The sequence below is a fragment of the Pseudomonas sp. PLMAX genome (genome assembly GCF_046042685.1).
In the GTDB taxonomy this organism is placed as follows: domain Bacteria; phylum Pseudomonadota; class Gammaproteobacteria; order Pseudomonadales; family Pseudomonadaceae; genus Aquipseudomonas; species Aquipseudomonas putida_AE.
This window is the reverse complement of record NZ_CP064949.1, coordinates 5,168,437-5,182,007: the sequence shown is the minus strand read 5'-3', so window position 1 is coordinate 5,182,007 and position 13,571 is coordinate 5,168,437. Positions and strand designations below refer to the sequence as shown.

Here is a 13,571-nt window from a genome sequence, read left to right as displayed (position 1 = left end):
GGAAAGCATGAGCAAGCAGATTCTGATTCTCCCAGGTGACGGTATTGGCCCGGAAATCATGGCCGAAGCGGTCAAGGTGCTGGAATTGGCCAGCGACAAGTTCGCCCTGGGCTTCGAGCTGAGCCACGACGTAATCGGCGGCGCGGCCATCGACAAGCACGGCGTGCCACTGGCTGACGAAACCCTGGAGCGTGCCCGCGCCGCCGACGCGGTATTGCTGGGCGCCGTGGGAGGCCCGAAATGGGACACCATCGAGCGTGACATCCGCCCTGAGCGCGGCCTGCTGAAAATCCGTGCGCAACTGGGCCTGTTCGGCAACCTGCGCCCGGCGATCCTCTACCCGCAACTGGCCGAGGCCTCCAGCCTGAAGCCGGAAATCGTTGCCGGCCTGGACATCCTGATCGTTCGCGAGCTGACCGGCGGTATCTACTTCGGCGCGCCACGTGGCACCCGCACCCTGGAAAACGGCGAGCGTCAGTCCTACGACACCCTGCCGTACAGCGAAAGCGAAATCCGCCGCATCGCCCGAGTCGGTTTCGACATGGCCATGGTCCGCGGCAAGAAGCTCTGCTCTGTGGACAAGGCCAACGTATTGGCTTCCAGCCAGCTGTGGCGTGAAATCGTCGAGGAAGTGGCCAAGGACTACCCGCAGGTCGAACTGAGCCACATGTACGTCGACAACGCCGCCATGCAACTGGTGCGCGCGCCGAAGCAGTTCGACGTGATCGTCACCGACAACATGTTTGGCGATATCCTGTCCGACCAGGCGTCGATGCTCACCGGTTCCATCGGCATGCTGCCGTCGGCGTCCCTGGACACCAACAACAAGGGCATGTACGAGCCGTGCCACGGTTCGGCGCCGGATATCGCAGGCCAAGGCATCGCCAACCCGTTGGCGACCATTTTGTCGGTCTCGATGATGCTGCGCTACAGCTTCAACCAGCAGGCCGCGGCCGATGCCATCGAGAAAGCCGTCAGCCTGGTCCTGGACCAGGGCTTGCGCACCGGTGACATCTGGTCGACCGGTTGCACTAAAGTCGGTACGCAGGAAATGGGCGACGCAGTAGTCGCCGCGCTGCGGAATCTGTAATCTCTCGGGCCCGCTGCCGCTTTTACCCCCGGAAGCAGCGGCCCACTTTTCAAGAAGGTGTAGTTGCGATGAAACGTGTAGGTCTGATCGGTTGGCGCGGTATGGTCGGTTCCGTGCTCATGCAGCGGATGCTGGAAGAGCAGGATTTCGATCTTATCGAGCCGGTGTTTTTCACCACTTCCAATGTCGGTGGCCAAGGCCCGTCCGTGGGCAAGGATATTGCTCCGCTCAAGGACGCTTACAGCATTGAAGAGCTGAAAACCCTCGACGTGATCCTGACCTGCCAGGGTGGCGACTACACCAGCGAAGTATTCCCCAAGCTGCGCGAAGCCGGCTGGCAGGGTTACTGGATCGACGCCGCTTCCAGCCTGCGCATGCAGGATGACGCGGTCATCGTGCTGGACCCGGTGAACCGCAAGGTCATCGACCAGCAGCTGGACGCGGGCACCAAGAACTACATCGGCGGCAACTGCACCGTCAGCCTGATGCTGATGGGCCTGGGCGGCCTGTTCGAGGCTGGCCTGGTGGAGTGGATGAGCGCCATGACCTATCAGGCGGCTTCCGGTGCCGGCGCGCAGAACATGCGTGAACTGATCAAGCAGATGGGTGCGACCCACGCCGCTGTCGCCGATCAACTGGCCGATCCGGCCAGCGCGATCCTCGACATCGACCGTCGTGTGGCCGAAGCCATGCGCAGCGACGCATACCCGACCGAAAACTTCGGCGTACCGCTGGCCGGCAGCCTGATCCCGTGGATCGACAAGGAACTGCCGAACGGTCAGAGCCGTGAAGAGTGGAAGGCCCAGGCCGAAACCAACAAGATCCTCGGTCGCTTCAAGAGCCCGATCCCGGTGGATGGCATCTGCGTGCGCATCGGCGCCATGCGCTGCCACAGCCAGGCGCTGACCATCAAGCTGAACAAAGACGTGCCGATCGCCGATATCGAAGGGCTGATCAGCCAGCACAACCCTTGGGTCAAGCTGGTGCCGAACAGCCGCGAAACCAGCATTCAGGAGCTGAGCCCGAACAAGGTCACCGGCACCCTGAACATCCCGGTAGGCCGTCTGCGCAAGCTGAACATGGGCTCGCAGTTCGTCGGCGCGTTCACCGTCGGCGACCAGCTGCTGTGGGGCGCGGCCGAACCGCTGCGTCGCATGCTGCGGATCCTGCTCGAGCGTTGATCGTTTGATGCAATGAAAAACCCGCGCCTTGCGAGAGGCGCGGGTTTTTTTATCCCCGACAACCTGCGGGTTTGTCATCGTCAAATCGGCCCCCTTCGCGAGCAAGCCCGCTCCCACATTTGATCTGCGGCGAACACAGATCAAATGTGGGAGCGGGCTTGCTCGCGAAGGGGCCATAACGGGCGCCGAAGGGCTCGCCCGAATTGCCTGTACATCCACCACCCGGTAAAGTGCCGCTCCCCCCGTTTCGCCAGAGGTAGAACCATGAGCCAGACCATTGATATTGCCGTGATCGGCGCCACCGGTACTGTCGGCGAAACGCTGGTGCAGATTCTCGAAGAGCGCGATTTCCCGATCGGCACCCTGCATTTACTGGCCAGCAGCGAATCCGCCGGCAGTTCGGTGCCCTATCGCGGCAAGAACGTGCGGGTGCGCGAAGTCGATGAGTTCGACTTCAGCAAGGTCCAGCTGGTGTTTTTTGCCGCCGGTCCCGCCGTGACATTGAGTTATGCCGCCCGTGCCACCGCCGCCGGTTGCTCGCTGATCGACCTCTCCGGCGCCTTGCCGGCGGACCAGGCGCCACAGGTGGTCCCGGAAGCGAATGCGCAGGTGCTGGCCGGCCTGAAAAAGCCATTTCAGGTCAGTAGCCCGAGCCCGTCGGCCACCACCCTGGCAGTCGTGCTCGCCCCCTTGCTGGGTTTGCTCGATTTGCAGCGCATCAACCTGACCGCCAGCCTGGCAGTGTCGGCCCAGGGCCGCGAAGCCGTGACCGAACTGGCCCGGCAAACCGCCGAACTGCTCAATGTGCGCCCACTGGAGCCGACCTTCTTTGACCGGCAGATGGCATTCAACCTGCTGGCCCAGGTCGGCAAGCCAGATGAGCAGGGCCATACCGTGCTGGAAAAGCGCCTGGTGCGCGAGCTGCGCCAGGTCATGGCGCTGCCTTCTTTGAAGATTTCCGTGACTTGCATTCAAGCCCCGGTGTTTTTTGGCGATAGCTATAGCGTGACTCTGCAGTCCGCGAGCGACATCGATCTGGTCAAGGTCAATGCCGCACTCGAAGACGCGCCCGGCATCGAGCTGGTGGAAGCCGGCGACTACCCGACAGCGGTCGGTGATGCCGTGGGGCAGGATGTGGTCTACGTTGGTCGGGTGCGCCTGGGGATCGACGAACCGTCGGAACTTAATCTGTGGCTGACGTCAGATAACGTACGCAAAGGCGCGGCCCTCAATGCTGTGCAGCTGGCCGAGTTGTTGATAAAAGACCTGCTGTAAAAGATACTTCCAAACGAGCGCCATGCCTGGCCGTAATGCCGAAGGCGAGCCACCCTGCAGGGCGTTGCAGGGCATGCATGAAACGATCGCGCGCGGCGACCTTCGCCCGCGCGCAATGCCTTACGGCAGCGGCTACCTACCTCGCTGGCCGAGGAATGTAAAAACTAAGGATAAGCTATGGTTCAAGTTCGCAAACTGGTGTTAGCAATAGCGGCCGCCTCGGCGCTGTCCTCCGGTATGGCGCATGCCCTCGGGCTCGGGGAACTGACCCTGAAATCGACGCTGAACCAGCCGCTGGTGGCGGAAATCGAGTTGCTCGACGTCAAGGAACTCACCGCCGCCGAAGTGGTGCCGAGCCTGGCTTCACCAGAAGATTTCGCCAAGGCCGGTGTCGACCGCCAGGCGTTTCTCAACGACCTGACCTTTACCCCGGTGCTCAACGCCAGCGGTAAAAGCATCCTGCGCGTGACCTCCAGCAAGCCCCTGAGCGAACCGATGGTGAAATTCCTGGTTCAGGTGATGTGGCCCAATGGTCGTCTGCTGCGCGATTACAGCGTGCTGCTCGATCCGTCCAAATTCTCGCCGCAGACTGCTGACGCGGCTGCGCAGCCTGCACCTGTTCAAACCGGTACGACGCCCGTCACCGGTGCGACTAAGCCGTCCGAATACACCACCACAAAGCGCGATACCCTGTGGGAAATCGCCGCGAAGGCTCGCAATGGCGGTTCGATCCAGCAAACCATGCTCGCCATCCAGGCGCTGAACCCGGATGCCTTCATCGATGGCAACATCAACCGGCTCAAGACCGGCCAGGTGCTGCGTCTGCCGGATCAGGCACAAACCACGAGCCTGCCGCAAGCCAAGGCCATCGCCGAAGTGGCTGCACAAAACACCGCCTGGCGTCAGGGGCGTCGTTATGTCGCCAAGCCGGGTACTGGCCAGCAGCAGCTTGATGCGACCAATCGCGGTCGCGGTGACGCACCTTCGGCGCAAGCCGCCGAGGACAAACTGAGCCTGGTGTCCGCCGAATCCGGCAAGGCCGGTGCCAAGGGCGCCGCGGGCGATGCCAAGGCCTTGAACAACCAGCTGGCGGTGACCCAGGAAAGCCTCGATACCAAGCGCCGAGACAGCGCTGAACTGAAAAGCCGCATGACCGATCTGCAAAGCCAGATGGACAAGCTGCAACGTCTCATCGAGCTGAAGAACAACCAACTGGCCAAATTGCAGGCCGACGGTGCGGCCGGGGCGCCTGCGGAGACGGCGACCGTAGCGGCGATCCCGGCTGAGCCGGCGACCGATCCTGCGGCAACGCCTGCCGAAGCGCCGGCGCCAGTCCCCGTCGAAACGCCAGCTCCGGCTGCAGCGGCGCCGGAAGCGGCTGCAGCTCCAACTGCGGCTCCAGCCGATACACCGATCGAACCGACGCCTGCTGCCTCCAACGATCAGAAATTCAATGAGTTGCTGACCAATCCGTTGCTGTTGGGGCTGGCGGGTGGCGGGGCAATCGTGGTGCTGCTGTTGCTGCTGTTGCTGGCCCGTCGCCGCAAAGCCCAGCAGGAAGCCGAAAAACACCTGCGCATGGCCCGCGCACTGGCCGAAGAACAGGAGTTCTCCAGCGAGCTTGACCTGTCCAAAGGCATCTTCGAGGACCTGGACGTCGAGCCGCCGACCCCGAAACTGGCCACGGCGCCTGCTCCAGCGCCAGCTGCAGCCCCGGTGATTGCCCCGGTTGTAGTCACGCCGCCGATTGCTGCACCCTTGGTGTCACCCGCCGCCGAGCATTCCGACGACGTGCTGGGCCGGGCGCAGTCGCACATCGACGGTGGTCGCCTGAATCAGGCCGCCGCGCTGCTGGAAGAGGGCGTCAAGCAGGAGCCGCAACGCAGCGAGTTGCGCCTTAAGCTGATGGAAGTCTACGGCTTGCAGGGTGATCGCGACGCGTTTGTGGTCCAGGAGCGGCAGTTGGTGGCCAACGGCGACAACTATGCCCAGGTCGAAAAACTCAAGAGCCGTTTCCCGGCCATGGCACTGGTCGCTGCCGGCGGTATTGCCGCTGCCGCCGCTGCTGCGGAACTGGACGCGCAGTACGTCAAGGACCTGTTGCTCGACGAGCCGCAATCGCCGGCGGCCGCCGATGACGATTTCGACAGCGCTTTCGACCTGAGCCTGGATGACCTGGAAAATGTCACGCCGGTCACGGTTGCGCCAGAGCCAGCGCCGGAGCCATTGCCAGAGCCAGCACCGGAAGCAACCCTGGCCGACCTGGAAGACTTCCCCCAGGACGATGACCTGAGTTTCGAGTCGGTCTTGCAGCAACAGACTGAAATCAAGGAAAACCTCGATGACCTGTCGGAGTTCGACCTGGACATGGATCTTGGTGGCGAGCCTTCGCCGGCGATCCTGGCCGAGGATGATTTCCTGCTGAGCCTGGACGAAGACATCAAGGACCTGCCGGCCGCGCCAGTACCAGACGTGCCACAAGTGACCCTCGACGATCTGGACCTGCCGGCCGATTTCGACTTGTCGCTGGCCGATGAAATGGACGAAACGCCGCCTGCGCAGGCGTTCAGCACTGAGCTGGATGACGTCAGCGCCGAACTGGACGACCTGTCCCGGAGCATCAGCGAGCCGAGCTTCACGGTAGATGACGCCCTGGCCACCGTGGATGACGAGCCGGAGTTCGATTTCCTGTCCGGCACAGACGAAGTCGCCACCAAGCTCGACCTGGCCCAGGCCTATATCGACATGGGCGACAACGATGGTGCCCGCGACATCCTCAACGAGGTGGTGACCGAAGGCGACGACGGCCAGAAGAGCGAAGCCAGGGAGATGCTGGCGCGTCTGGCTTGAGTCATTTGTTGCAAGCAGAACGGCAGCCCATCGAGGCTGCCGTTTTTGTTTGCGGGTGATGTGATGGTGGCTATCAGGACGCCTTCGCGAGCAAGCCCGCTCCCACATTTGACCGCGTTTTGCCTGAAGAAACGCGGTCCAGTGTGGGAGCGGGCTTGCTCGCGAAGGGGCCCTACCATTCGCCGCAGTACCGCCTGTTGTACTGGCGTCCTCGTCTGGCCGCCTTATAATGCCCCCCTTTGCGCACATCAGCAGGCTGTCCCTCCTTGGCAAACATAGATAACCCGGCCGCCGAAATGGCGGCCGACGGCTTTTTCCGGATCGCGTTGGGCGTTGAATACAAGGGCTCGCGTTATCGTGGCTGGCAGCGCCAGGCCTCGGGCGTGCTCACGGTGCAGGAAACCCTCGAAAACGCCTTGTCCAAGGTGGCCGACTCGCCCGTTTCGCTGCTCTGCGCCGGGCGCACCGATGCCGGCGTGCACGCCTGTGGCCAGGTCGTGCACTTCGACACGCAGGTCGAGCGTTCGATGAAGGCCTGGGTCATGGGGGCCAATATAAATCTGCCCCACGATGTCAGCGTCAGTTGGGCCAAGGTCATGCCGGCGCATTTCCATGCCAGGTTCAAGGCCATTGCCCGGCGCTATCGCTATGTGATCTACAACGACCAGATCCGTCCGGCGCACCTGAACGAAGAAATCACCTGGAACCACCGCCCGCTGGATGTCGAGCGCATGGCCGAAGCGGCCCGCTACCTGGTGGGCACCCACGATTTCAGCGCCTTCCGTGCCGGCCAGTGCCAGGCCAAGTCGCCGATCAAGGAGCTTCATCACCTGCGCGTCACGCGTCACGGCAAGATGATCGTGCTGGATATCCGTGCCAGCGCCTTCCTGCACCACATGGTGCGCAACATTGCCGGCGTACTGATGACCATCGGTTCCGGCGAGCGTCCGGTGGAGTGGATGAAGGAAGTGCTGGAGAGCCGTATTCGCCGTTCCGGCGGGGTGACAGCGCATCCGTTCGGCCTGTATCTGGTGCAGGTCGAGTACCGTGACGAGTTCCAGCTGCCGGAGCGTTTCATTGGCCCACATTTCCTCACCGGTTTCAGCGAACTTGACGGCTGACGCCTTCGAACGCTTTTGTTACCATCCGGGACTTTCTCGGATTTGCCGTGGGGATTAATCGACATGTCAGCCGTTCGCAGCAAGATTTGCGGGATTACCCGCATAGAGGATGCGTTGGCGGCGGTCGAGGCCGGGGCCGATGCCATCGGCTTCGTGTTCTACGCCAAGAGCCCGCGGAACGTGACGTTCCAGCAGGCGCGCGCGATCATCAAGGCGTTGCCGCCGTTCGTCACCACCGTGGGCCTGTTCGTCAACGCCAGCCGTTGCGAGCTGGGAGAAATCCTCGACGCGGTGCCGCTGGACCTGTTGCAGTTCCATGGTGATGAAAGCGCTGCCGACTGCGAAGGCTGGCATCGTCCGTACATCAAGGCGCTGCGGGTCAAGGCCGGGGACGATATCGCGGCGGCTTGCGACGCTTATCCGGGTGCCAGCGGTATTTTGCTCGACGCCTATGTCGAAGGTGTTCCCGGTGGAACCGGTCAGGCATTCGACTGGTCATTGATACCGCAAGGCTTGAGCAAGCCGATCATCCTGGCGGGCGGCCTGACCCCGGATAACGTCGCCGAGGCGGTGGCGCGGGTTCGACCGTATGCCGTGGATGTCAGTGGCGGGGTAGAGGCGAGCAAGGGCATCAAGGATCACGCAAAGATTCAGGCATTCATCAAGGCAGTCCGTGGCACCTTGATGTGACGGCTGGCAGACTGCCGCCGTCCACTGCACTGTACAAAACGGCTGAGGATTGATGGGCTGTACGCAGGTCACGCTTCACTGACCCGGCACCCATCGAACATCGCCGCACACATGAATTTAGCTCAAGGGCATACGCGGGGCTGCGAACCAGAGCGTTCGGGCCGCCGGTACTGGAGAAAGAAAGCATGAGCAACTGGTTAGTAGACAAACTGATCCCTTCGATCATGCGTTCCGAGGTCAAGAAGAGCTCGGTGCCTGAAGGTCTTTGGCACAAATGCCCGTCTTGCGAGGCTGTGCTGTATCGTCCGGAGCTGGAAAAGACCCTGGACGTTTGCCCCAAGTGCAATCACCACATGCGTATCGGCGCACGCGCGCGCATCGACATTTTCCTCGATGCCGAAGGTCGTACCGAGCTGGGCGCCGACCTGGAGCCGGTTGACCGCCTGAAATTCCGCGACGGCAAGAAGTACAAGGATCGCCTGACCGCGGCGCAGAAGCAGACCGGCGAAAAAGACGCGCTGATCTCGATGAGCGGTACCCTGCTGGGCATGCCGGTGGTGGTGTCGGCGTTCGAATTCTCCTTCATGGGTGGTTCGATGGGCGCCATCGTCGGTGAGCGCTTCGTGCGCGCCGCCAACTACGCCCTGGAAAATCGCTGCCCGATGATCTGCTTCTCCGCCTCCGGTGGCGCGCGGATGCAGGAAGCCCTGATCTCCCTGATGCAAATGGCCAAGACCTCGGCGGTCCTGGCGCGTCTGCGTGAAGAAGGCATCCCGTTCATCTCCGTGCTGACCGACCCGGTCTACGGTGGTGTTTCCGCCAGCCTGGCGATGCTGGGCGACGTGATCGTCGGCGAGCCGAAAGCCCTGATCGGCTTTGCCGGCCCGCGCGTGATCGAGCAGACCGTGCGCGAAAAACTGCCGGAAGGCTTCCAGCGCAGCGAGTTCCTGCTGGAGCACGGCGCGATCGACATGATCATTCACCGTCAGGAACTGCGGCCGCGCCTGGGTAACCTGCTGGCGCAAATGATGGGCCTGCCGACGCCGAAATTCGTCGCTGCACCCATCGAGCCAATCGTCGTTCCACCGGTACCTGCCAACCTATGACCGAACGTACCCTTGGCGAGTGGCTCGCCTACCTTGAGCAGTTGCACCCTTCGGCCATCGACATGGGCCTTGAGCGCTCGCAGCAGGTAGCGTCCCGTATGGGACTGGGCAAGCCGGCGCCTCGGGTGATCACGGTCACCGGCACCAATGGCAAGGGCTCGACCTGTGCGTTCGTGGCGTCATTGCTGCGGGCGCAGGGCCTGAACGTCGGTGTCTACAGTTCTCCGCACCTGCTGCGTTACAACGAGCGGGTGCAGGTCAATGGCGTCGAAGCTACTGACGCCGAGCTGTGCCGGGCTTTCACGGCGGTCGAGGCCGGCCGCGGCGACACATCCCTGACCTATTTCGAGATGGGTACCCTGGCAGCGTTCTGGCTGTTTCAACAGTCCAGGCTCGACGCCGTGGTGCTGGAAGTCGGCTTGGGCGGGCGTCTGGACACGGTCAACGTGGTGGACGCCGACATGGCGCTGGTCACCAGCATTGGCGTCGATCATGCGGATTACCTGGGTGATACCCGTGAGTCCGTGGCTTTCGAGAAGGCCGGCATCTTCCGTCAGGGCGCGCCCGCGCTCTGCGGTGACCTGAATCCCCCGCAACCCCTGCTGGACAAGGCGCGCGAGCTCAACTGCCCGTTTTTCCTGCGTGGGCGCGATTTCGACCTGGGTATGACTGACCACAGCTGGCAGTGGCGTGGTGTCGACGCGCAAGGGCGTGCAGTCGAGCTGCGCGACCTGCCGTTGCTCGACCTGCCGATGGAAAACGCCGCCTTGGCGTTGCAGGCCTATCTGCTGCTCGGTTTACCTTGGGTGCAGGCGCAGATTGTCCAGGCGCTGCAAGCGACGCGGATGGTCGGTCGTCTCGATCGCCGGCAGGTCGAGTGGCAGGGCAAGCGCCTTAACTTGTTGCTGGATGTGGGGCATAACCCCCATGCCGCCGAGTACCTGGCCCGTCGCCTGGTCAGCCGACCACCGGCTGGCAAGCGCCTGGCGGTGTTCGGATTGCTGGCGGACAAGGATCTGGATGGTGTTATTGGCGAATTGAGTGCTAGTGTCGAGCACTGGGCCGTTGCGCCGCTGGATTCGCCTCGGGCGCGACCGGTGGCCGACTTGCGCGAGGCACTGGACAAGCGCGGTGCTGCGGTGACGGCCTATGACAGCGTGGCCGCCGCCCTGGAAGGGCAGTGTGCACAGGCGACGAGCGACGACGAGATTCTGTTGTTCGGATCATTCTATTGTGTTGCCGAGGCCCTCGAGTGGCTGGCCCGGCGCTCCACGGAGGAAGCGGCAAATGGCATTGCTGGATAAGGCTTACAAGCAGCGCATGGTCGGCGCCCTGGTTCTGGTGGCGTTGGCCGTGATTTTCCTGCCGATGCTGTTTTCCCGCCAGGACGAGCAGCGCCAGGTGACGGTCCAGGCCCCGGCGGCGCCGCAAGCGCCGGTGATGCCGCAAGTGCAGGTGGAGCCGGTGGTGGTGCCTGAACCCCAGGCCCTGCCGCAGGAGCCCGTGCCGAGCGACGAGGAAATCGCCCAGCAGGAAGCGCCGGTTGCACCGGTTGCGCCTGTCGCTCCGGCGCCCACCGTCAAGCCAGTCACGCCGCCCCCGGCACCTGCGCCCGTCCCGGCGCTGGCTGCCAAGCCTGCCACGGCGCCGTCGCAACCGATCAGCGCCGCACCGGGCAAGCCGGATACCACGCAAAGCCGTGTCGACGCCAATGGCCTGTCGGTCAGCTGGTCGGTGCAACTGGCCAGCCTGGCCAATCGTGAGAGTGCGGAAAAGCTGCAGAAAACCCTGCGCAGCCAGGGTTACAATGCCTACATCCGCACTGCCGATGGCAAGAATCGGGTGTTCGTCGGGCCGCTGATCGAGCGTGCAGAAGCCGATCGCCTGCGCGACTTGCTGAACCGCCAGCAGAACCTCAAGGGCTTTGTCGTGCGCTTTCAGCCAGAGCGTGGCTAAATCTATCGACACGATTTGAAATGCACTGACAATCGCAGCTTACCGATAAGCATGGGCTCTGCTAAAATGCGCCGCCTTATCCGTCTGTAGGCTGCACTGTGCCATTTACCTGGGTTGACTGGGCGATCGTTGCAATCGTCGCCATCTCCGCATTGATCAGTCTGAGCCGCGGCTTCGTCAAGGAAGCACTGTCGCTCGTGACCTGGATCATCGCAGGAGCCGTTGCCTGGATGTTTGGTGGCTCATTGTCCGAGTACCTCGCCGGATACATCCAGACCCCATCGGCTCGTATAATCACGGGCTGTGCCATCATGTTTGTCGCCACGCTGATCGTAGGCGCAATGATCAATTATCTTATCGGCGAGTTGGTTCGCGTCACCGGGTTGTCCGGGACCGATCGATTCCTCGGCATGGCCTTCGGCGCGGCGCGTGGCGTGTTGCTGGTGGTCGTGGCGGTCGGGCTGTTGAGCCTGGGGCCGGTACAGCAGGACGGGTGGTGGAAAGAGTCCCAGCTCGTGCCAAGATTTTTATTGGTCGCCGACTGGTCCAAGAACCTGATTCTCGGGTGGAGCAGTCAGTGGCTTGCCAGCGGTATCAGCGTACCCGCTGATATACCGTTCAAGGAGCAGCTCTTGCCGATGGCCAAAACGCCTCAGTGAGTGTTGTTCAGTTCAGATCCATTAAGTAGGGGTTGCGTCGCATGTGTGGCATCGTCGGTATCGTCGGTAAGTCGAACGTCAATCAGGCGCTGTATGACGCGCTAACCGTCCTCCAGCACCGCGGCCAGGACGCTGCCGGTATCGTGACCAGCCATGATGGCCGGTTATTCCTGCGCAAGGACAACGGCCTGGTGCGTGACGTGTTCCAGCAGCGTCACATGCAGCGCCTGGTCGGCCACATGGGCATTGGCCATGTGCGCTATCCGACCGCGGGCAGCTCGACTTCGGCCGAAGCTCAACCGTTTTACGTCAACTCGCCTTACGGCATCACCCTGGCGCACAACGGTAACCTGACCAACGTTGAACAGCTGGCCAAGGAGATTTACGAATCTGACCTGCGCCACGTCAACACCAGCTCCGATTCGGAAGTACTGCTGAACGTGTTCGCACACGAGTTGGCCCAGCGCGGCAAGCTGCAGCCGACCGAAGAAGACGTGTTCGCTGCCGTTACCGACGTGCACAACCGCTGCGTCGGTGGCTACGCGGTAGTGGCCATGGTGACCGGCTACGGCATCGTCGGTTTCCGCGACCCGCACGGCATCCGCCCGATCGTGTTCGGCCAGCGTCACACCGACGAAGGCGTCGAGTACATGATCGCCTCCGAGAGCGTGTCCCTGGACGTGCTCGGTTTCACCCTGATTCGCGACCTGGCACCGGGCGAAGCGGTCTACATCACCGAAGACGGCAAGCTGCACACCCGTCAGTGCGCGACCAACCCGTCCCTGACCCCGTGCATCTTCGAACACGTCTACCTGGCGCGTCCGGATTCGATCATCGACGGCGTGTCGGTGTACAAGGCCCGCCTGCGCATGGGCGAGAAGCTCGCCGAGAAGATCCTGCGCGAACGTCCTGATCACGACATCGACGTGGTCATCCCGATCCCGGACACCAGCCGCACCGCGGCCCTGGAGCTGGCGAACCACCTGGGCGTGAAATTCCGCGAAGGTTTCGTGAAGAACCGCTACATCGGTCGGACCTTCATCATGCCGGGCCAGGCTGCGCGGAAAAAATCCGTACGCCAGAAGCTCAACGCCATCGAACTGGAATTCCGCGGCAAGAACGTGATGCTGGTGGACGACTCGATCGTGCGCGGCACCACCTGCAAGCAGATCATCCAGATGGCACGCGAAGCGGGCGCCAAGAACGTCTATTTCTGCTCCGCAGCCCCTGCCGTGCGTTTCCCGAACGTCTATGGCATCGACATGCCGAGCGCCCACGAGCTGATCGCCCACAACCGTTCGACCCAGGACGTTGCGGACCTGATCGGCGCCGACTGGCTGATCTATCAGGACCTGCCTGACTTGATCGAAGCGGTCGGTGGCGGCAAGATCAAGATCGAGAACTTCGATTGCGCGGTGTTCGACGGCAAGTATGTGACCGGCGACGTCGACGAGGCTTACCTGAACAAGATCGAACAGGCACGTAACGATGCCTCCAAGGTCAAGACCCAGGCGGTCAGCGCGATCATCGATCTGTACAACAACTGAGTAAAGCCGGCCTTGTAGGAGCGAGGCTTGCCGCGAAGCTTTTGGCGTATCCAAAGGATCCTTCGCGGGCAAGCCACGCTCCTACAGGGCCGGTTT

At 62.5% G+C, this 13,571-nt stretch carries 11 protein-coding genes; all 11 read left to right on the top strand.

Going from position 1 to position 13,571, the window contains the following annotated elements:
• The first annotated feature begins 7 nt into the window (after positions 1-7).
• The 11 genes from leuB to purF all read left to right on the top strand — a co-directional run bounded on the left by leuB (position 8) and on the right by purF (position 13,475).
• Positions 8-1,090, top strand: coding sequence for a 3-isopropylmalate dehydrogenase (gene leuB, locus DKB71_RS23575; RefSeq protein ID WP_408597738.1), 1,083 nt, complete (start codon positions 8-10; stop codon positions 1,088-1,090).
• Between the two features lie 68 nt (positions 1,091-1,158).
• A complete protein-coding gene (gene asd, locus DKB71_RS23570; RefSeq protein WP_007975660.1) occupies positions 1,159-2,271 on the top strand; it encodes an aspartate-semialdehyde dehydrogenase in 1,113 nt (370 codons plus the stop codon).
• A gap of 264 nt (positions 2,272-2,535) precedes the next feature.
• Positions 2,536-3,546: an aspartate-semialdehyde dehydrogenase gene (locus DKB71_RS23565; protein WP_274075420.1), complete on the top strand. Its 1,011-nt coding sequence runs from the start codon at positions 2,536-2,538 to the stop codon at positions 3,544-3,546.
• Positions 3,547-3,723: 177 nt separating this feature from the next.
• Positions 3,724-6,396 (top strand): FimV/HubP family polar landmark protein, encoded by a 2,673-nt coding sequence (locus DKB71_RS23560; RefSeq protein ID WP_408597735.1) that lies wholly within the window; start codon positions 3,724-3,726, stop codon positions 6,394-6,396.
• 296 nt (positions 6,397-6,692) lie between these two features.
• Positions 6,693-7,517 carry a tRNA pseudouridine(38-40) synthase TruA gene (truA, locus tag DKB71_RS23555; RefSeq protein WP_274075521.1) on the top strand — a complete coding sequence of 275 codons (825 nt, stop codon included), beginning with the start codon at positions 6,693-6,695 and terminating at the stop codon, positions 7,515-7,517.
• Between the two features lie 63 nt (positions 7,518-7,580).
• Positions 7,581-8,207, top strand: a complete 627-nt coding sequence (locus tag DKB71_RS23550; RefSeq protein ID WP_408597733.1) for a phosphoribosylanthranilate isomerase — start codon at positions 7,581-7,583, stop codon at positions 8,205-8,207.
• Between the two features lie 185 nt (positions 8,208-8,392).
• Positions 8,393-9,313 carry an acetyl-CoA carboxylase, carboxyltransferase subunit beta gene (gene accD / locus DKB71_RS23545; RefSeq protein WP_274075417.1) on the top strand — a complete coding sequence of 307 codons (921 nt, stop codon included), beginning with the start codon at positions 8,393-8,395 and terminating at the stop codon, positions 9,311-9,313.
• Positions 9,310-10,617, top strand: coding sequence for a bifunctional tetrahydrofolate synthase/dihydrofolate synthase (gene folC / locus DKB71_RS23540; RefSeq protein WP_408597731.1), 1,308 nt, complete (start codon positions 9,310-9,312; stop codon positions 10,615-10,617). Before accD ends, folC begins: the two co-directional genes overlap by 4 nt.
• Entirely contained in the window at positions 10,601-11,269 is a 669-nt protein-coding gene (locus DKB71_RS23535) for an SPOR domain-containing protein (RefSeq protein WP_408597729.1), read from the top strand. Before folC ends, DKB71_RS23535 begins: the two co-directional genes overlap by 17 nt.
• A gap of 98 nt (positions 11,270-11,367) precedes the next feature.
• Positions 11,368-11,928, top strand: coding sequence for a CvpA family protein (locus DKB71_RS23530; protein ID WP_274075414.1), 561 nt, complete (start codon positions 11,368-11,370; stop codon positions 11,926-11,928).
• A 41-nt stretch (positions 11,929-11,969) separates the two neighbouring features.
• Positions 11,970-13,475, top strand: a complete 1,506-nt coding sequence (gene purF, locus DKB71_RS23525; protein WP_274075413.1) for an amidophosphoribosyltransferase — start codon at positions 11,970-11,972, stop codon at positions 13,473-13,475.
• The last annotated feature ends 96 nt before the right edge of the window (positions 13,476-13,571 follow it).

Bases quoted from the DNA above. Each gene is read 5' to 3' on its own strand.
- leuB (WP_408597738.1), top strand. From the start codon at position 8: ATGAGCAAGCAGATTCTGATTCTCCCAGGTGACGGTATTGGCCCGGAA.
- asd (WP_007975660.1), top strand. From the start codon at position 1,159: ATGAAACGTGTAGGTCTGATCGGTTGGCGCGGTATGGTCGGTTCCGTG.
- DKB71_RS23565 (WP_274075420.1), top strand. From the start codon at position 2,536: ATGAGCCAGACCATTGATATTGCCGTGATCGGCGCCACCGGTACTGTC.
- DKB71_RS23560 (WP_408597735.1), top strand. From the start codon at position 3,724: ATGGTTCAAGTTCGCAAACTGGTGTTAGCAATAGCGGCCGCCTCGGCG.
- truA (WP_274075521.1), top strand. From the start codon at position 6,693: ATGGCGGCCGACGGCTTTTTCCGGATCGCGTTGGGCGTTGAATACAAG.
- DKB71_RS23550 (WP_408597733.1), top strand. From the start codon at position 7,581: ATGTCAGCCGTTCGCAGCAAGATTTGCGGGATTACCCGCATAGAGGAT.
- accD (WP_274075417.1), top strand. From the start codon at position 8,393: ATGAGCAACTGGTTAGTAGACAAACTGATCCCTTCGATCATGCGTTCC.
- folC (WP_408597731.1), top strand. From the start codon at position 9,310: ATGACCGAACGTACCCTTGGCGAGTGGCTCGCCTACCTTGAGCAGTTG.
- DKB71_RS23535 (WP_408597729.1), top strand. From the start codon at position 10,601: ATGGCATTGCTGGATAAGGCTTACAAGCAGCGCATGGTCGGCGCCCTG.
- purF (WP_274075413.1), top strand. From the start codon at position 11,970: ATGTGTGGCATCGTCGGTATCGTCGGTAAGTCGAACGTCAATCAGGCG.